The organism is Bacillus cereus group sp. BcHK124 (assembly GCF_027712065.1).
Taxonomy (GTDB): Bacteria; Bacillota; Bacilli; order Bacillales; family Bacillaceae_G; genus Bacillus_A; species Bacillus_A pacificus.
In genome coordinates this window covers 67,303-85,503 of record NZ_JAQFPJ010000013.1, presented here as the reverse complement: position 1 = coordinate 85,503, position 18,201 = coordinate 67,303, and the positions used below count along the sequence as shown (strand labels likewise).

The following is an 18,201-nucleotide window of genomic DNA, read 5'->3' as shown; positions in this document are numbered from 1 at the left end:
TGCGAAAAGGCGCTGGAGGCAGTGTCCGTAGATGATATGCCGGGGGTCATAAAAAACTAGATATGGCGAGAATGTGTGGAAACACTGACGAACTTGCGAATGTACGGCTCCTGAAGTGACCATATAGAAACTGTATGGCACGCAACAAAAGCGTGGTATCTGTGGTTTAGTACGATTGAAGATTAGGAAAAACCATATGTAGTTATAGGCTACATCAAGGATACGGGGTTAAAGCAAGCGCCTAAGTCTAGGTCTGATAGGAATAAAGGAACGTTGGAAGCTATGGATGTGGAGGGAACACACCCGTTGAAGCAGTACAAGGGAATTCATAACCTTGTTTAATCATAGTGAAAGTAGTGGCACGACCGTTGAAGTCCTTGTAATGAGGATGGAGGAACAGCCACAAGTCGTACCTAATAGAATTGAAACCTCACACTTCATGGATTCTCGTAAGACTTAAAAGGTCACAGATCCAGAAAGGAGTGTGATAAACCATGAGATTCAATTTGGAGAACAAAGCAAGAAAAAATGCTAATCTTCGCCACGCAGAGTATTACGATATGCAAAGCGAATTTGATGCACTATACCAAGATAGCAAGGATGGTAAGAGCTTCAAGAATTTAATGAAACTCATAACATCTGACAATAACATCATACTCGCCTATCGGAATATCAAAAGAAACACTGGTAGCCCGACACCTGGAACTGATGGAATCACTATCAAGGATATAGAGAAAATCGAGACTAATGAGTTTCTTATAATGGTTAAAAAACGGTTTAATTTCTACAAACCAAGAAAGGTAAGAAGAGTAGATATTCCTAAAAGTAACGGTAAAACAAGACCTCTTGGCATACCGTCAATATGGGATAGAATCGCTCAACAGTGTATCTTGCAGGTAATGGAGCCAATTTGTGAAGCTAAATTCAATAGACACAGCTACGGTTTCCGACCATTCCGTTCAACCGAACAAGCCTTTGCCGATGTTTCACATCGAGTCAATAGTAGCAACATGCAATATGTCGTTGATATTGATATAGAAGGATTTTTCGATAACGTGAGCCATACAAAGCTAATGCGTCAAATATGGTCACTAGGAATACAAGATAAACAACTATTGGTCATAATCAGACGGATGTTAAAAGCACCAATCGTCATGCCCGATGGTAAGATCACTTACCCAACAAAAGGTACTCCGCAAGGTGGGGTTCTTTCACCCCTACTAGCAAACATCAATCTAAATGAATTTGATTGGTGGATTGCCAACCAATGGGAGGAAAGAAATCTAAAAGAAATTACACCGCAATATCGCAAAGATGGTAGAAGAAATCGTAAAAATGAAAATGTGAAGCTAAGGAAATCGACCAACCTTAAAGAAATTTACCTTGTAAGATATGCAGACGACTTTAAGATTTTCTGTCAAACCAGAAAGGAAGCGGTCAAAACATATCATGCAGCTAAATTATGGTTGGAAGAAAGGTTGAAACTAACCATTTCCAGTGAGAAATCAAGAATAACTAACCTCAAAAGAGAACCCAGTGAATTCTTAGGTTTCACATTCCGAATGGCGCAAAAGGGAAAAAGAGCATCAGGCGAAACAAAATTCGTCATACGCTCCAATGTCTCACCAAAAGCCATAAAACGAATTCATAACCAATTACGCGACCAAATTAAGAAAATTCAAAAGGCAAATAGAGGATACAAAGCCCTAGCAGAAATGAACAAATACAACAGCATGGTAAACGGTATTCACAACTACTACCGTTTAGCTTCTCATGTATCAAGAGATTTCGGCACACTAGGGGGTCACATCCTAATAACCTTATATAACAGGTTAAATGGACTTAGTAAGATAGGGAAATATGAAGGGAAGCATAAAGGCATTCTCGCATATATGGAATCATCCGGTGTGAGATACTACCGCAAATATCCCATCTTGCCCATTTCTTATGTTCAACACAAAAGTCCAATGAATGCCAAAGTTTCGATCAACAAGTATACAAAAGAAGGTAGATTAGGAATTCACAAAAATCAGTCAATCATTCCTGAATGGAAATTGAAGTGGCTGCGAGAAAATCCTGTAGTAAACAATAGGGTATCCATTGAATTTGCAGATAATAGAATATCCAAATTCATAGCTCAGGGTGGAAAATGCGCTATTACTGGAATCGAATTAGACCTTGAAACCATGCAATGTCATCACGTCAACCCTTACCATAAAACGAAGGATGACTCGTATAAAAACCTTGTAATTGTAAGTTACGAAGTCCACGCACTAATTCATGCAACCAACCTTGAAGTTATTAAGAAATATCTAAAGGCTCTGAAATTAAATGACGAGCAACTGGACAAGCTTAATAAATTGAGGAAAAAAGCAGGAAATGACAAAATTTAAAACCTAATCACCTAAGATGTTAGGAAAAGCAAACTATCCAAATTAAATTGTTGTGAGGGAAACAGATATTTTATTAGATACGAGGGAGCGCCGTATGTGTTGAAAGGCGCAAGTACGGTGTGGATCGGGGGAAAAGGTGGAGATTACCTCAAAGCCTTACCTATCGATATTATCAATTATCATTTAGCTTATTTACGTTAAATCAGGCTGCAAGAAGACATTGGCGTATTGGTCAAACAAAGCAGTGCAGAACTTTCTATCTTGGTTACCGAGAAACGTTCCAAGAACAACTGGCGCAATTAATTGCCCAAAAGAACAAAGCTGCTGAAGCAATGAACGGTGATGCAACAAGCGACGGACTGAATGCAATGCTTGGTGATACTGGTGATCTACAGACTCTATTAATTCAAAACATTAAGAGAGGGAATCAATTAAAAGGTTCAACAGAGGAATGGACAAAAGCAGCATCTGATGAATCTAAACGCGTCCTTGAAAACTTTGGCAATGTAATAAAGACTGTATTTGAACCAATTGAAATTCAATTTATGAATTGGGTGGAAAAATTGCCAAAAACAATGAACGTAGCATTTATGAAAGAGGCTAAATTTGTACAAAAAGCTGTTGAATGTATTAAAAAAGAGCAAGTACCTGGTGTTCGAATGAAGCAGAATGTACTTGAAATAGATGGAGAAATAGAAGATGTGATTCGAACTTTAACAACACTGAATACAGATAAGCGTATGCTTGTACAAAAACAAGACATTACACTGTGGGATGAATTGATTGTGGAAGTAGATACTTCTCAAAAGAAAGGGAAAGGGAAACAAAAAAATAAAGTAATTGAAGGACAATTTGAGTTTGATTTATTTGGTTAAATGAGAGGGGAAAATCATGTTTAAGATGCTTCTTATCGCATTAATTTGCTATATATGTTTTGTAGTTTACAAAACAAAAAGAAATATGTTGATAGAAGAGAAAAGTAAAGAAAAAGGACCAGAACCGGTGGAACGACCTGTTTATTGGTGTCCAAGAGAAAATAGGCCTATTGGCAGGGAACAAGAACGTGTTACTGTTCCAACGAGAGAAATTACCTTAGAAAAGGATGTAGCAAATATATATGATTTAGTTGCTGCATCGATTCAAATGAATGTAGGTGAAGAAGAAAAAACGTTAGAACAGAACAAGGACGTTGCAAAGGAAGTGGAGTATGTTGAAGATTTTCACCATACTCCTGCTTCTGAAGCAGTATATAATATCCCTTTTCCTAGCGATGAGGATATACCAGAGGAATTACTAGAATATGAGGAGACATTTCTGGAACTAGAACAGTTGCCGATCCCACAAGAAACAGAGCATATCGTCACTTTTCAACAAGGAATTTCAGGGGTAGATGATATGGATTTTGTAAAATGGATCGCAAAAGTAATAGGGCGAGAACAAGGACTGACACGTGTACTTAATATGTCTAATAACAAGCGTTATTGGATTCATACAGAGGGAGAAATATTACCAGAAAATCAACTGTTGTATATAGAATTACAAATTGATTCATTGTATTCCTATACACTAGTTAGATGGAGTGAAAGATAACTAGGAAATAGCTGAATGTATTTCCTAGTTGTATTTTCTTGGTTAAATAGCATGAAATACAGCATTTTCTCACTCATTTGTACAAGGATAAAATATTTTTTTATTTTTGTACAAATGAGTGGGACAGAATGATTCACCATATAAGGATATTCGACTATAATGAGACATTGTACGTCATTGTAATATTAAAATGTTTTGAGATTAAGGTGATTAACAGTCTTAAAACAGGAGAATTGAGAACTCTTCGTAATATTACAATGCTTTAAATAGATAGCATCAAATCATGAGAAGTGTATGAAGAATTATTTTATCAAAGTAAATAGGAGTGATAATATATGGCAATCGATCATATAAGCAACAACGTAGTAGAAAAATTAGAACAAACGGTGCGCTATGAAAAGAAACAAATCCAGGTATTACGTGTAAGTAAAAGTAGTTCAAATGTACATGCTTACATGATTTTTCCGGAATTCTCAGAGGTTAAAATTTCAAATACCGAACTGGATGAATATATAGAAAACCTGTCAACAAGCGTGAAGTATGTCATTGATCGCAAGTTGAGTCAACAAGAAATTGAAAAACAAAATCATTCTTTCATCATGACGTGTGAAGTCGAGGAAGATGGTGTGATAGATGATGAAACAATTCATTTTAATACGACGTATGTCAAACCACCAACAATTGCAAATAAAGTATTTAAGTTAGTGTGTGGATTAGGCAATCGATTAGATAGCTTAAAAGAATTACATATTACAGTATTAAATAATAATATTAATCGAATTGAAATTGAGTTTTACAATGAAAATGAAACATATGTGGCAGTAGAAAAAGAAGAAATTGCAAATGCAATTATGGGGGCATATACAAAAGCAAATATCTATTATGCAGCAGATCTTTATTATGCAGCAGTAGGAAATGAAATCAAATTAAAGAGCATCAAACCAAAATTAGCGGGTGATGTGTGATGAAACGAGATAAAGGAATGATAGGAGTCTTATGCACGCTTATTTTAATGATTTTATTACTTGTACCCTTACAAGCAGCTCAAGCTTCTGTAAAAGTAGATTTTAATGAATTAAAAGGAAATGATGTTTCGTCATCATTTAAAAATGGACTAAATAATCGAACGAAAACAACAGAGAAAGATGATTCCTTTGGATCATCAATCATACAAAAGATTGAAGGATTGTATGCACCGGCTTTTAAAGTAGGAGTCAATATCTTTTCTATTTCATTCGTATTGGGTGTTATTGTCATGGTTATGGCATTAATTACAAAGAATGGTCAATGGATGAAGTGGGCAACTGGAAGTATGATTTTCTCATTTATCAGCATGATGTCGATGAGACTAAGTGTATACTTCTTGTTTAGTTCCGATGTATTTTCATTTATGAACATCTTTACGGATTTTTTAGACCTGTTTAAAGCAACAGCACTTATTTTCACACCATTTATGTTAATCGCAGGTATTCGTTTAAGAAGAATTCATGAGAGTACGAAACAGCCGGAATATTACCGTTGGGCAAATCGTGTCATAACGGGATCTTGTTTGCTGTGTATGTTAGCCGTACTCGCTCCATGGCTATTTGCTAATATGTAAAGAACCATATGTAAAGATAGAAAAGGTACTGAATCTGCATTCAGTACCTTTTATCTACCCATTAGGTTGTTTCTTTCATATTCTTCAAAGACTTCTTCTGAAATTGGCGATAGTATGCCGCTCAAATACACAGCGGTATATAAAAAGTATTGCTCATCCCTTGTTTTAATTGTATGAGTACCGTGTTCCTCATTGTTTGGAATAATTCGTTCAATTTTGAGTTGTTTTTTATCACAAATGATCTCTTTTACTCTATATAAATTATGTATCGGTAAACGATCAATATACAAACAAAGGTACTCTAGTAGAAATAGAATAACAGTCATTTGTAGAATGAAAGCAATCTTTAATAGAGTTGGTATGGATGCAAATAATACTAGAAATATAGAGACCAAGAAAATATTTAACTTTGAAAACCACTTTTCGTGTTGATTTAAAGAAATAATACTTTTTTTATTCTGAAACACCTGGAACCTCGTTATAAGAAAAATAGTTGCAAAGATTCCTTCATAACTAAACCAGGTTTTCCACTCCGTATCAGTAAGTTCTAGCAATATATATATGATACCGGTAGATACGAGCAGTGGTACCAGCTGTACCAAACTAAATAGTATGGTATGTTCTAACATTCTTTTCTTGTAGATACGATTAGTAATTGAATCCAAGTTTCTTAACTCCTTCTGCAATTTTCATGATGACACCACCAATAAGAAGATGGTATTCGCCAATTCCTTTTTCATTTACGTACCAACACATATAGTGCCGGATACCTTCTTTTGCATCATGGTCATGTAAAGGAAAAGGAGATGCGTATTTTTTAGATGACATATTATTATCACCGAAAGGTACCTGTTCTGCAAGTACAAAACGTTTCTTTGAATCATTTATAATCCAACAACCATAGTTTACTGACCCATACCATATTGCGTCTTTATGGATTGGATCGATAGCAGGTTGTGCTGGATAGCTTTCATCTAGTATTTGTGCTTTTTCTTCACGAAGTCGTTGATGAATATGTGAATTCAATGGATCTTCCGTTCCGATTTCATAGGTTTCCTCAAAATTCCCACACTCATAAGGAATAAGGGGACTATTTGAATCAGCTGCTAATTGTAGACTGCAAGAATCTGATTTTGAAAGATAATATACGCAGTCTTTGCAGGTGAAGTAGTTTGAAAAAGCTGAATCTGTTTTTGGTTCTGGTTCTGTTACGGTATTATCTACTACAAGTTTTAACATATCTATCACAATCCTTTATAGGCTATTTCAAAATTTAATATAGACGTATCATATCATGCTTATTTTTAAATGTAAATATTTTCCATTTAAAAATACCCTAATTTATTTTGAAAGGAATGTTTGTTTTGAAAAGAAATCGAGAATATATTGCTTTGCGAAATTCTATATTAATAGGCTGGTTACTGACATGCATCGTAATAGGCTTATCTATCTATTTTTCTTCTGTTGTTTATTTATTAATCGGATGTTTCATTCTATCGTTAAAATACGGATTAATGGGTACCGTGAAAAATGTGGAAAAACGTTTGCCTACCTGGGCTAACTTTGGCGTCATTGAAAAACCAGTAAATAGAAGGGTGACCAGACCTTTTCAGTTTCGAGGTGGGCTCCTTGTTTCATTAGCATTAGGATTCGTAGAGATGGTGATAAAAGGCCTATGTATCTCATATTTTATTTTAGGATTAGAAACGCATGTATATCGTTTAATGCGCAGAAACGCAAGGGTGTAAAAAAGGGGGGGCTATTATGAAAGTATTAATATTTGAATTAGTTCTCATTGCGATTCTGATTCCGTTGAATATTGTTGTAAAAAAACATGTCCCAAAATGGAAAGGGAAAGCGGGAGAAAAATTAGTAAAACGTATATTAAGTAAATTGGATCCAAAAAGTTACTATGTGTTACATGATGTTACGGTTCATACGGAGTATGGTGATACAACGCAAATTGATCATATTGTTATCGCGGAAACCGGTGTATTTGTTATAGAGACGAAGAACTACGAGGGATGGATCTATGGAAATGAGAAATCTGCAAGGTGGACACAGGGTATTTTTAGAAAAAAATCCTCTTTTCAAAATCCATTTCGACAAAACTATAAACATATAAAAGCAATTGAATGGTTAATAGAACAACAGCTGCCGTGTATCTCTATTGTAGCGTTCCATCCAAAATGCAGTCTAAAAAGAGTAAATGTTCAATCTAAAGATAAACATGTCCTGTATTATAACGATCTACAAAAATGTATTGAATCATATACTGAAACGCAACTAACAAATGATGAGGTCCAGCACATCTACCAAACAATATTGCGAGCGGACATTATGGATAAGGATATCGAAAAGAAACATGTGAAGTATTTACACAATAAGTTTGCAAAACAATAAGAAATGGAGAAAGGAATAATGTTATATGTAATAGGGTTCATTGTAATCTCTGTAGTATCTATTCGTCTTAACATGAAGTATTACAAATTAAAAGGGGATCCAAAAGATTTGGTGAGAAAGAAAAATAAGTGAATTTATTATTATATTATATATAGTGGTGAAAAAGTAAAGGCATCAGTAGAGATGCCTTTTTTGTTTATTATAATTTTTAATGAATCGACTATGTTAATGTAATAATCAATATAATGGCCTAGTGAAGTAGTTGATTAAAGTTGTAAAATTAATCAACTTAATGAAAAAGGATAAAGTGTTTTACCAAACAAGTCTGTTCGAAAAAAGAAGATAGTTATTCATAAATTGTTTGTCTTAGTTTTATAAGATGGAAATGTGAAAAATTGGCTATTCTATGTTCCTAATAACCACTTTTACAACGGAACTATTTATTCTATTACAAATAGTTACTGTAAAAGATGATAAATAAATTCCAAATACTATGAAAAATAATTGGTATAGAAAGTGACCTAGTAAAGCGATATAAAGATGTAGCTAAAATTCCAAGCAGAAAAGCAATGAATGCATCGGTAAATGTTATTGGAAGGTGTAAAATTGAAAAAAGTGCAGCAGATAGACACATACTAATGAAAAGATTGAATTTTTCAAGTAATTTATTAAAGATAATCCCTCTAAATATAGCTTCTTCAGCTATTGCGGTTAATAGAGTCATTCCTATAATGAATAAAGTTTTTTGTGCCCATGTAGCTTCAAAATAATAAGCCGTGGGACTAGTAAGCAGTTTCCAGGTACTAAGAAGGGGGATATTTAATAGCCAGGCGGAAATTATAAATTGTAGTATAATCGCTGTGAAAAATAAAATATAGTTTTTCCACTTTAAAAGAGCAAATAAGTTCCACTCACCCTTTAAATAATGATAGGATGCACTATATAAAAATAAGAATGTTACTATAATAGAATACAAAGAAATTTCAAAGTTAAACCATGTTATAATATTTTCATTTCCTAGGTTTCTTACCAATGTAGTAGTAATCACTATAATAGATGAAGTAATCAGTATAAAAAACACTTGTAACCAAGTGATTTTTTTTTTAGAAGTCATATATGTCCTCTCCTTATTTGATTTTATTATAAAGAGTATTTTGAATTCAATGATTTAAAAATATTTTTTTAGAAGAACTTAATTTTAATTTAGCGTAATCAAAGTAATTATCCTTAATATGAGACTATTGAAATTTAATGTGAATTTTATTACTTAACGTGAAGTTTCATATTACTTTTTTTTTAATGCATTGTCAATATATTATTCTGAATATTAATATAAAACAAAAAAAATTTATTTTTCTGTTGATTTACCCCTAAAATTGGGCTATATTGGAAAATGCCTAGGCGTTATCATTATACAGGAAAGGAGTTGATATATGTGGAACAGAAAAAAATTCTAGATATTAAATTAACTGAGTCTGGAAAAATTAATTATGTAAAAAACCATGATCCCGGTTGTGCAGGAGCAGGATGTGGTGGTTCGACTTCTTGTTTGGGTCCTAAACCAGGAACAATTGGCAAAGACATATGGAAAAAATGTTCTGGATAACAATTAGAAAAAGGGAGGATTCCCTCCCTTTTTCTTTAAAATTCTCTTAGATTAATGAAACCGTGTACCTAAGCACTAATATAGGAGGGGAATAATGGATCATCTAATTCTTAATTATAAACCCATACTAGATAGCTATTGTTTTGTGAAAGAAGAGAGTGAAGAAATAGTTTTTTTTAATAGAGATACATATATAACCCTTAATGGAGATTCTGTTGAGGATATACTTGATTTAATTCCGTTACTATCTGGTGAATTAAGCACAGAACAATTAGCGAAGAAATTGGAATTACCTATCGAATATCTTTGCGAAATAATTAAAGTGCTAGATGAAAATAACATTATAAAGAATTATGATATGCTTGAAAAATATAAATTTATGGATAAAGATTTGCAAAGATATGAAAAGTTCATCTCAAATTTAACAGGTTCTGTATCCAGTGCTTTTGGAGATATAGAAGTTACTCATACAAAAAAAATAGTATTAATGGGAAATAGAGAATTACAGGAGAATTTAAAGAAAGCTTTTGGTACCAAATTTTCATTTTTAGAAATGAGTCAAATTCAAAATGCAAGTCTAATAATAGCAGTCGACTTTTTTGAAAATGAGGACTTATTTAGTGAAGCAAATGAATTATCTAAATCTTATGGAATCCCATTTTTAAGAGCTTTAGTACAAGAGCAATATTATAGTATTGGTCCAATATTTATATTTAGTGAAACTAGTTGTTATAATTGTTTTTTGAGTAGGAAAATTACGAATTGCGAAAATTCTTACCTAAGCTATAAATATCTGAAGAGATATAATAGTGAATGGAATGAAACTCATATTAGTTTAATTCCAGGGACAATAGAGATGTTTAGTTTTCAAATATTAAGTTTTATTATGAAATATTTCTCTAATTGTATGACTTGCGAAATAATTGGAAAAGAATTTACCTATAATGTATTTAGCTTAAATTCGAATTTAAACCCCGTATTAAAAGTTCCAGGATGTTCTAAATGTGGAACTTTTAATAAAAATATAATCAAAGATTTTGTATTAAATAGTTAGGAGTAAAAATTATGGGAATGCAGAATGCTTTAGAATATATTATAAATAAAAATACTGGAATTATACATCATGTAAAGAATAAGATGGATTTCAAACTGCCATTTCCAATGCACATTTATTTTGCATTTAGAAATGAATTAGTTGATGTTAGTGAGGGAGTAAAAATTCGTGGGGATTATAGCGGATTAGGATATAGTTATGACTGTCCTGAATCGGCATTAATATCAGCTGTGGGTGAGGCACTTGAGCGTTATTGTTCATGTTACCTAAATTCAGAGGTTTTAATAAAGGATTCATTTAACTCTTTAGTAAAAAAAAACGTTCATGCTTTGAATCCACTATCAATTACACAGCCGTTGAATGAACAATATCAAGAAACATATCATACTTGTAAAGAAATTGATGGTGAAACCATATTTTATTGGGTTGAAGCAATGGATGAAATCCATAATAAAAAAATACTAGTTCCTGCTAACACAATGTATTTTGATGTTGATAAAGAGTTCTTACTTCCGCATATAAGAGATTCAATTTCTACTGGTTTAGCAACAGGTTCTACAAGGTTACAAGCGATAGAAAACGCAGCATTAGAATGTATAGAAAGAGACGCAATTATGATTACATGGTTGAACCAATTGACAGTTCCATTAATAGATTCTAAGACGATTCCAGATGAAACTGTGCAGTATTATTTGAACGTTGCAAATGAAAAAGGTTTTGAAGTTTTCTTCTTTGAGATAACAACAGATATCAAAGTTCCTACATATTTTGTCTTAATAAGAAATCTCTATAATAATTACCCTTATATACAGGTAGGGGCAAAAGCACATTATGAACCTATTATAGCGTTAAAAGGAGCTCTAATGGAAACGTTAGCAAGTCTAAATTTATTAGCTGATCCTAACCTTGAAATGGCGGAATTTTCGGATATTAAAAACGTGAAAAATATAAGGAGTATCAAGGATCATATGCTTTATTATGCAGCAGGAAACGATAAAGAAGCTTTTGATTTCTTGATTTCGAATTCTGAAAAGCCATTTAATAATTATTCGAAAGTTAATAATTTTGAAGAACTAAAAGAAAATCTCGATAAGATGGAGTTAAATCTTTATTCATATGATTTAACTACAGAAGATATAAATTCTTTAGGTTTATATGTATATAGAGTGTTAATGCCAGAGTTGGCTTTTCTGGAAATAACTTTACCTATGTTAGGTTGCAATAGATTAATAGATGCCCCCAATAATATGGGATATGTTCCAGCGAAAACTTTTAATAAGAATCCACATCCATTCCCGTAAAGAATATATAAAAAGAGGAGGTAATTGTTGTGAATAAATTTGAAGATCATACAAAGCAGTATATATTATCCAGAATGTATGATTGCAATACTCGAGCAACCCCCATGAGCTCATTTGGGATTTCAAAGCATAAAGTATATGACTATTCCACAAAAATAAAAAAACAACATTATTGTATTAAAAGCATTCCTCTTTGTATAGATAAGACTATGATTAAGCAAGAATTTTATCAAGTTTTAAATAGTAGGCAATCTGTTGCAGAATTAGAAATCCGCACAAGAATTGGTTTTAAAACACTTTCAAACTTGCTTCATTTTTCATATGGATATGTTAATCAACAGCATAATGCTACCCCATCTGCAGGGGGGAAATATCCTATAAGTATTTATATAGCGATTTTTAACGTCGAAAATTTAGAACAAGGTATATATTATTATAATAAGGAAGAAAGTACCTTAGAAATGATTAGAAAAGGAAATTTTAGAGAAGTTATTAATAATCTATATGTTGATAATACACATATTCATTCCGCTTCTTTTATTATGTTTCATGTTGCAAATCTTGATCAAACAAGTAGTAAATATGAAGATAGGGGTTATAAATTAATACATTTAGATATGGGGCATCTTTCTCAAAATCTTTATTTATTAAGCAGTGCACAACACTTAGGTATTAGAGCAATTTTTGGAATATATGAAAATAAAGTAAATGATTTTTTAGAAATTGATGGAGAAAACGAATTTGTGTTACTTTCGCATGTTTTCGGAGGAATAAAATACCCTACCCCAATAATAATGGGGACTAAATATAGTGATTTATATTATGAAAATGAGGAAACAGGAAGTGAAGAATAAAGTGCTATGGAAGTTTCTCGTAAATCTGTATAAGAAGCAAAAATATAAACTTATCATATTGTTCTTATTTTCCTGCTTTCTTGCTTTAAATGAAATCGCTTTCCCACTTATTTTAAAATATATTATTGATAATGTTACAATTAGTAATTTGTATGGGTTTGCAATAAAATATGGCTGGATCTTTATTTCTATCATAATTGTTCAATTAATAATAAAATATTATGCTGTAATTTTAGATAATCAAGTTGTAATTGACAGTAATTTAGTATTAAGAAAGAAGATAAATGAAACATTAAAACGATCGGATTATTTTAGATTTATAAATCTTGAAAACAAAAATCTTACGCAGATTATTACATATGATGTTCCACAGTGTCAAGGAATTCTTAATTCTATAATATTTGACCTAATCGTGCAGTGTTTGGTATTTATAAGTACCTTCTTAATTTTAATGGCTCTTAACCTAAAATTAACTTTAATTATTTTGATGATTTTACCAATATATTATGGTGTGTTTTATCTATTTAATAGCAAACTTAATATAATCAATATGCAACTGATAGAACATCGAGATTATTTATCAAATGTAATAGAGAAAATTCAACTTAATTTTAAAAATTATAAAATATATGTAAGAAAAAATGGTTTTGATCAACAATATAACGATAGGGTCGTTAAAATTTCTCAAACTCAATCCAAGAATGCTAAATTAGTTGCAGTTATGAATATTACAATGACTATTCTATTTTGTCTATTAATTGGTTTAATTGCAATAATTGGGTTTTCAGAGGTGAAGAATAACACTTTAAGCATTGGGGCCTTGTCTGCATTTTTAGTTTATACTATGAATTTTTTCTCACCAATTCAAAGAATTATGTCATTGTTTATTGATTTTAAGATTAGTGTAATTTCTATAAAAAGAGTGCATGAATTACTATGTTTGGACTTGGAAGAAAAAAATCATGTTAAGTTAGAAAAAAATATGCAAGGTAATGTGCTTTTTAAAAATGCACAAGTAAAGCTAGGGAATAAAAATATTGTTAGTAATTTTACAGGTGAGATTGTAAGAGGAAAAATTAATTATTTAGTGGGAAGAAATGCATCTGGAAAATCAACGCTAATTTTATCTTTAATTCAATTTATAAAATCTAGTGGAATCTATATAGATAGTTATGAAGTAACAAGATATGATATTGAAATGTTAAGAAAAAACATTAGTGTTGCATTTCAAGAGCCTGAATTTATTGCAGAAAATGTTACCGATCAATTAAACTTAATTGAAGAAAATAATTATAACAAGCTTATAAACCCTGAGAAAAAAATCATAATTGATAAATATGTGAAAGTACTAGTTTCTTTATTAGAACCTAGTAAAACTATTTCAGAATTATCTGGGGGAAAAAAACAACTATTATCTATTATTAGCGTCTTGAAAAGTTATCCGGAAATATTAATTCTGGATGAAGCTTTTTCCAATTTAGATTCTGAAATTAGATACGAGATCAAAAATGTAATGAACAGTTTGAAAGAACATATAACAATTATTGTTGTAGATCATTTTGCAAATCCAGCGCTAGAAGATAATGTGATTAGCCTGGAACAAGAAAAATTTGTACGGGAGGGAAGTATAAGTGAACACACACATAATTTCTGATTTTCCTTCTTTAGTTGGAAAACATTGTTCTTCTACTGCTATTCAAGAAATTATGATGTATTATAAGCAGCCTTTAAGTGAGGCTATGATTTTTGGGATTGGGAGCGGTTTGTTTTTTAGTTATTTTAGTTTTGCAAATAACTATCCAAGGTTATTAATTACTCGTACACCCTATTTTGAAAATAATTTTTTTAATGCTATTAATCATAATTTTAAGTGGTATAGTGGTGAAGTACTGAACGTAGATAAAATAATTAGTTTTTTAGAAAATGATATCCCTATATTAGTAATTTCGGAAACTGGTTATTTGGATTTTTATGGAACTAAAGGAGGAAGAAATGTCGCTGGACATACGTTTACTATTTTAGGTTTTGATATAAGAAAGAAGACTTTCCTTGTATCTGACTTTATATCTAGTGAATATTTTTCATTAAGCCTAATAGATTTAAAAAAAGCAATTAATCAAGCGAAAGTGCCATATGATCGTAAAAATGTTTGGGCACCTGTGTATCCGTTTGTTATCGAAGATATTCGTGAAGCCATGCTGAAAGGTATGTGGAAAAATGCTAATGATATGCTTCAAAATCAAAATGATAATTATGGAATTCTGAACATTAAAAAACTTTCAGCTGAAATACCTTATTGGACTGAATTACCAGAATGGGAAGAATGTTGCCTCCATACTTATATGATGATTGAGAAAATTGGAAGTGGGGGAAGTGGATTTAGAAAGTTATATACAGAATTTTTAATAGAAGCTTCTTCGTATTTCAAAGAAATTGAGCAGTATTCCTGTATTAATAAAATGCAAAAAATCAATAAGTTGTACAAATTACTTGGTAGAAAATTCTTTGTTACAGGCCGAACTAAAGAAAGAAAAAATTTAATTGAAATTCAAAAGTGCTTAGAGGATATATACTTATTAGAAAAAGAATTTTGGGAAACAATATCTTACATCGTTAATAAAACAACTTCCTCCAAGTTAATTCTAAACTCTAGCAATTAAAAGTGGTTCCGAATGTACAAATTCACGTCAAATATTGTTAAGTTATATATGCAATATAAACATTTACGGTTTCTGGTGTTTTATAAAGATTATTTTGGATTAGCTCCATAAACTTTCTTATTTATAGTATTACGTAAGTTTTGAAAACTTCTTTAATAGCATTAAATTATAACTTCTTTACAAAAAGTGTTTAAGAACATAAAAAACTTGAACTATGTAGCAAATAATAATTATAAAGAAATAAAGCAAAAATGAGTTCTGAGCGATACCGAACAAAAACTCAAATATTTAATAAAATAACATGTTTAACTTTTTGAGGTGTGATTATGTATATTTTTATCTTTGCTGTATTTAAAATTTTAGTAAGTTTTATATTATTAGGCTTGATTTTGTTACTCAGTATTTTATGGGTTAAAATAGAAAAAATTCTAAATGACACCTTATTTAAAACACTTCCCAAAAAAGTTAAAAATATAATAATTATATTGTTTGTTATTTTAATAGAGCTCACTATAATATTTATTGTTTCATTAAATTGGAGTGTTCCATTTATTGATGCACTATTTATAGGAAGCCTCGTCCTCTTGTGTTATATTTGGTTAGTACCTTATTTTGTTAATTATCAAGAGAATATTGCTAAAGTTACTGATAAGTATTTTAATGCGGGAGTAGAGATAGGTGAAATCAAAACATTTCAAATGAAAATTTCTACATTCAGTTTAGGGAGTATACTATTTGCTGTAGTAGGTATTATTGTTACTATTTGCTGTTACTATAAATACTTTTTATAGGTGCTCTATTGCAAGGCTACTAATTTCAACTGAATTACAAGGATACACAAAACTTTTATATTTAGAAGACCTGATAAAGAAAATTAGATTTATAAACAAGAATGCAAGTTTTCAGATTCAGTAATGAGCTTTTGATACAAAGAGCTACAGAGAAATTATAATAGGCATCTAAAGCTTAGATATACTGATAACCATTATTGTAGAAATGATGTATGATTAACATAAACAAGTAAACTTGATGTCATCTAATGATTTGTAGAGAATCAACGGCATTTATATTAAAGTATAATGTAAACTGCTATATTTATATTTTATAGTTTACTACAAGAGAAATTAAATCTAATAAAATATTAAGTTAGTAGGGGATAGTTTGGTGGATTTCCACATCATAAATGGAAAATTACACCAATTAATTTCACTAGATGCTAATCTTTTACAAGATAATGTCAGGTGTAAAAATTATTGATATGTGAGTATTGAAAATGCCTTGAAGGATGTAACTTAAAGACCGGTGTATTAGTTTACTGGTTGGAAGGCAAGATATTGTTGTTTTCTAAGGAATTTTCACAATATTTAATGCTAATTGTTCTTATATTATCGGAAGTTAAACGTAACAATAGATGTTAAAGAGTTCCGTTGAATCTTAATTCTATTTGTATATAAATAGAGGGAATGTTATCATATAAAGTAATCCAATACTTAAAAATCATATTGCAAAAGGACACACCTACGCATAACCATAGCGTAGGTGTGTCCTTTTTTGTTTAAGGAGGAAAAAGGTATGGGGAAAACGTTATTTATTGCAGAAAAACCAAAAATGGCCAATGAAATTATAAAATCACTTTGATTCTAACTTTTAAAAGGAACAGACACCCTAAGATACCTGTTTATCCTGCAACAAATATAAATACATAGTACATGAAAAATAATAGAGATAGACTTGCAATTCTGCCAGCAATCGACTCTTTCATAAATTTCATAAGTATAACTTTGACAATTAATGCTAGGAATAACGGTATAAATAGTACCATGGCAAGTTTGATTGCTATGTCATTCATAACTGGACTTAATGGCTCGAAATTAATTATGATATACACCCCATTTACTTATAATTACTATATATTTATAATATAATTTATATTACTTTGTCCATAAGAAAAGACACTCATTTGAGTGCCTTTTCTTCGACTTGATAACCACTTTAAATTTAATAAGATTTATACGAGCTACCATCCAAATATAATCATATCATATTTTCTGAAAAATGAAAGCGGATTCCTTAACTTACTTAATTATTTTGTCCATTACTTCTTTATATTTGTTAAATTGGGCATCTTCCATGTCACCATTCATTTGTAAAAGAAAATTACCTTTTGCGTAAGTATGAGAGAATAACATTTGATTACCGTTACCTAAATCGTCATAGTACTTTTTCGCTTGTTCAAGATCTTGTTTGTTTTTAAACTCAAATATTCTACCACCACTATCTTCTCCTAGTGCTGGTACAAGAATGCGTTTCGCATCTTTTCTAGTATTCCCAAATTCTTTTTCCGGTAGATCACTAGGCTGTTCTGCTTCAAGTCCTGCAGTCTTAAATTCTTCAATTACTTTTCCTACTGTAACATCGCTAGCCACCGATTTGATGCTATCACAGGCTGCTAAACCAAATAATAGCAAAGTACCAATAAGAAATACTGATAATTTTTTTAACATATTTATGCGTTCCTCCTACTGTAGATAAATCCTTCGATATCATAACACAATATACATTTATAAAATGTAATATATTGTCGAATGGATATTTATATGGCAAATTTTTTTCGAATTAGAATAATATCCTTACATTTATGATAAACAATCGTCTTTTCTTTAAATATTAAAACATTAGTTCCGTTACGAGTGGGACAGGGTACTACATTTTAGTATATATTTTAATGCAGCACAAATAA

General features: G+C 31.1%; 18 protein-coding genes and 1 pseudogene. 14 read left to right on the top strand and 5 right to left on the bottom strand.

Annotated elements, in window-relative coordinates; translation table 11 throughout:
• The first annotated feature begins 494 nt into the window (after positions 1-494).
• From ltrA to PDK19_RS18565, 5 genes and pseudogenes are all read left to right on the top strand, one after another.
• Positions 495-2,393, top strand: coding sequence for a group II intron reverse transcriptase/maturase (gene ltrA, locus PDK19_RS18585; protein ID WP_172656215.1), 1,899 nt, complete (start codon positions 495-497; stop codon positions 2,391-2,393).
• A gap of 158 nt (positions 2,394-2,551) precedes the next feature.
• Positions 2,552-3,268, top strand: a pseudogene (locus tag PDK19_RS18580) (hypothetical protein); the annotation flags it as partial.
• Positions 3,269-3,284: 16 nt separating this feature from the next.
• Positions 3,285-3,983, top strand: coding sequence for a hypothetical protein (locus PDK19_RS18575; protein WP_046648633.1), 699 nt, complete (start codon positions 3,285-3,287; stop codon positions 3,981-3,983).
• A 335-nt stretch (positions 3,984-4,318) separates the two neighbouring features.
• Positions 4,319-4,948 (top strand): hypothetical protein, encoded by a 630-nt coding sequence (locus PDK19_RS18570; RefSeq protein ID WP_046648635.1) that lies wholly within the window; start codon positions 4,319-4,321, stop codon positions 4,946-4,948.
• The gene (locus tag PDK19_RS18565; protein ID WP_000817512.1) at positions 4,948-5,583 is read left to right on the top strand and encodes a hypothetical protein; all 636 of its coding nucleotides are present in this window, start codon (positions 4,948-4,950) and stop codon (positions 5,581-5,583) included. The genes PDK19_RS18570 and PDK19_RS18565 overlap by 1 nt, the downstream gene beginning before the upstream one ends.
• A gap of 50 nt (positions 5,584-5,633) precedes the next feature.
• Here PDK19_RS18565 and PDK19_RS18560 read toward each other — a convergent pair whose 3' ends face one another.
• Together PDK19_RS18560 and PDK19_RS18555 are read right to left on the bottom strand one after the other, a co-directional pair.
• On the bottom strand, positions 5,634-6,212 hold the full coding sequence (locus tag PDK19_RS18560; RefSeq protein WP_003305759.1) for a hypothetical protein: 579 nt from the start codon (positions 6,210-6,212) through the stop codon (positions 5,634-5,636).
• A gap of 19 nt (positions 6,213-6,231) precedes the next feature.
• On the bottom strand, positions 6,232-6,822 hold the full coding sequence (locus PDK19_RS18555) for a hypothetical protein (RefSeq protein ID WP_046648638.1): 591 nt from the start codon (positions 6,820-6,822) through the stop codon (positions 6,232-6,234).
• 125 nt (positions 6,823-6,947) lie between these two features.
• On the opposite strand from PDK19_RS18555, the gene PDK19_RS18550 reads away from it, so the two are divergent.
• Entirely contained in the window at positions 6,948-7,331 is a 384-nt protein-coding gene (locus tag PDK19_RS18550) for a hypothetical protein (RefSeq protein ID WP_071713414.1), read from the top strand.
• Between the two features lie 16 nt (positions 7,332-7,347).
• A complete protein-coding gene (locus PDK19_RS18545) occupies positions 7,348-7,986 on the top strand; it encodes a nuclease-related domain-containing protein (RefSeq protein ID WP_000866032.1) in 639 nt (212 codons plus the stop codon).
• A 448-nt stretch (positions 7,987-8,434) separates the two neighbouring features.
• Here PDK19_RS18545 and PDK19_RS18540 read toward each other — a convergent pair whose 3' ends face one another.
• Complete coding sequence (locus PDK19_RS18540; protein WP_046648641.1) at positions 8,435-9,100, bottom strand: CPBP family intramembrane glutamic endopeptidase; 666 nt, start codon at positions 9,098-9,100, stop codon at positions 8,435-8,437.
• Between the two features lie 321 nt (positions 9,101-9,421).
• Between PDK19_RS18540 and PDK19_RS18535 the strand changes: the two genes are divergently transcribed.
• From PDK19_RS18535 to PDK19_RS18505, 7 genes are all read left to right on the top strand, one after another.
• Positions 9,422-9,592: a hypothetical protein gene (locus tag PDK19_RS18535; protein ID WP_162837638.1), complete on the top strand. Its 171-nt coding sequence runs from the start codon at positions 9,422-9,424 to the stop codon at positions 9,590-9,592.
• A gap of 94 nt (positions 9,593-9,686) precedes the next feature.
• Positions 9,687-10,646 (top strand): hypothetical protein, encoded by a 960-nt coding sequence (locus PDK19_RS18530; RefSeq protein WP_046648643.1) that lies wholly within the window; start codon positions 9,687-9,689, stop codon positions 10,644-10,646.
• Positions 10,647-10,657: 11 nt separating this feature from the next.
• The gene (locus PDK19_RS18525; RefSeq protein WP_046648645.1) at positions 10,658-11,947 is read left to right on the top strand and encodes a YcaO-like family protein; all 1,290 of its coding nucleotides are present in this window, start codon (positions 10,658-10,660) and stop codon (positions 11,945-11,947) included.
• A gap of 29 nt (positions 11,948-11,976) precedes the next feature.
• Positions 11,977-12,801, top strand: coding sequence for a SagB/ThcOx family dehydrogenase (locus PDK19_RS18520; RefSeq protein ID WP_046648647.1), 825 nt, complete (start codon positions 11,977-11,979; stop codon positions 12,799-12,801).
• Positions 12,791-14,455, top strand: coding sequence for an ABC transporter transmembrane domain-containing protein (locus tag PDK19_RS18515; RefSeq protein ID WP_046648680.1), 1,665 nt, complete (start codon positions 12,791-12,793; stop codon positions 14,453-14,455). Before PDK19_RS18520 ends, PDK19_RS18515 begins: the two co-directional genes overlap by 11 nt.
• Positions 14,433-15,461, top strand: coding sequence for a BtrH N-terminal domain-containing protein (locus PDK19_RS18510; RefSeq protein WP_046648648.1), 1,029 nt, complete (start codon positions 14,433-14,435; stop codon positions 15,459-15,461). Before PDK19_RS18515 ends, PDK19_RS18510 begins: the two co-directional genes overlap by 23 nt.
• A gap of 326 nt (positions 15,462-15,787) precedes the next feature.
• Positions 15,788-16,252: a hypothetical protein gene (locus PDK19_RS18505; RefSeq protein ID WP_225991071.1), complete on the top strand. Its 465-nt coding sequence runs from the start codon at positions 15,788-15,790 to the stop codon at positions 16,250-16,252.
• 887 nt (positions 16,253-17,139) lie between these two features.
• Here PDK19_RS18505 and PDK19_RS18500 read toward each other — a convergent pair.
• Positions 17,140-17,349, bottom strand: a complete 210-nt coding sequence (locus PDK19_RS18500) for a hypothetical protein (RefSeq protein WP_071713415.1) — start codon at positions 17,347-17,349, stop codon at positions 17,140-17,142.
• 187 nt (positions 17,350-17,536) lie between these two features.
• Positions 17,537-17,965 carry a hypothetical protein gene (locus PDK19_RS18495; protein WP_046648649.1) on the bottom strand — a complete coding sequence of 143 codons (429 nt, stop codon included), beginning with the start codon at positions 17,963-17,965 and terminating at the stop codon, positions 17,537-17,539.
• Positions 17,966-18,201 lie beyond the last annotated feature (236 nt).

What these genes read in the sequence shown, in the direction of transcription:
- ltrA (WP_172656215.1), top strand. Translation starts at nt 495, where the DNA reads ATGAGATTCAATTTGGAGAACAAAGCAAGAAAAAATGCTAATCTTCGC.
- PDK19_RS18575 (WP_046648633.1), top strand. Translation starts at nt 3,285, where the DNA reads ATGTTTAAGATGCTTCTTATCGCATTAATTTGCTATATATGTTTTGTA.
- PDK19_RS18570 (WP_046648635.1), top strand. Translation starts at nt 4,319, where the DNA reads ATGGCAATCGATCATATAAGCAACAACGTAGTAGAAAAATTAGAACAA.
- PDK19_RS18565 (WP_000817512.1), top strand. Translation starts at nt 4,948, where the DNA reads ATGAAACGAGATAAAGGAATGATAGGAGTCTTATGCACGCTTATTTTA.
- PDK19_RS18560 (WP_003305759.1), bottom strand. Translation starts at nt 6,212, where the DNA reads ATGTTAGAACATACCATACTATTTAGTTTGGTACAGCTGGTACCACTG.
- PDK19_RS18555 (WP_046648638.1), bottom strand. Translation starts at nt 6,822, where the DNA reads ATGTTAAAACTTGTAGTAGATAATACCGTAACAGAACCAGAACCAAAA.
- PDK19_RS18545 (WP_000866032.1), top strand. Translation starts at nt 7,348, where the DNA reads ATGAAAGTATTAATATTTGAATTAGTTCTCATTGCGATTCTGATTCCG.
- PDK19_RS18540 (WP_046648641.1), bottom strand. Translation starts at nt 9,100, where the DNA reads ATGACTTCTAAAAAAAAAATCACTTGGTTACAAGTGTTTTTTATACTG.
- PDK19_RS18530 (WP_046648643.1), top strand. Translation starts at nt 9,687, where the DNA reads ATGGATCATCTAATTCTTAATTATAAACCCATACTAGATAGCTATTGT.
- PDK19_RS18525 (WP_046648645.1), top strand. Translation starts at nt 10,658, where the DNA reads ATGGGAATGCAGAATGCTTTAGAATATATTATAAATAAAAATACTGGA.
- PDK19_RS18505 (WP_225991071.1), top strand. Translation starts at nt 15,788, where the DNA reads ATGTATATTTTTATCTTTGCTGTATTTAAAATTTTAGTAAGTTTTATA.
- PDK19_RS18495 (WP_046648649.1), bottom strand. Translation starts at nt 17,965, where the DNA reads ATGTTAAAAAAATTATCAGTATTTCTTATTGGTACTTTGCTATTATTT.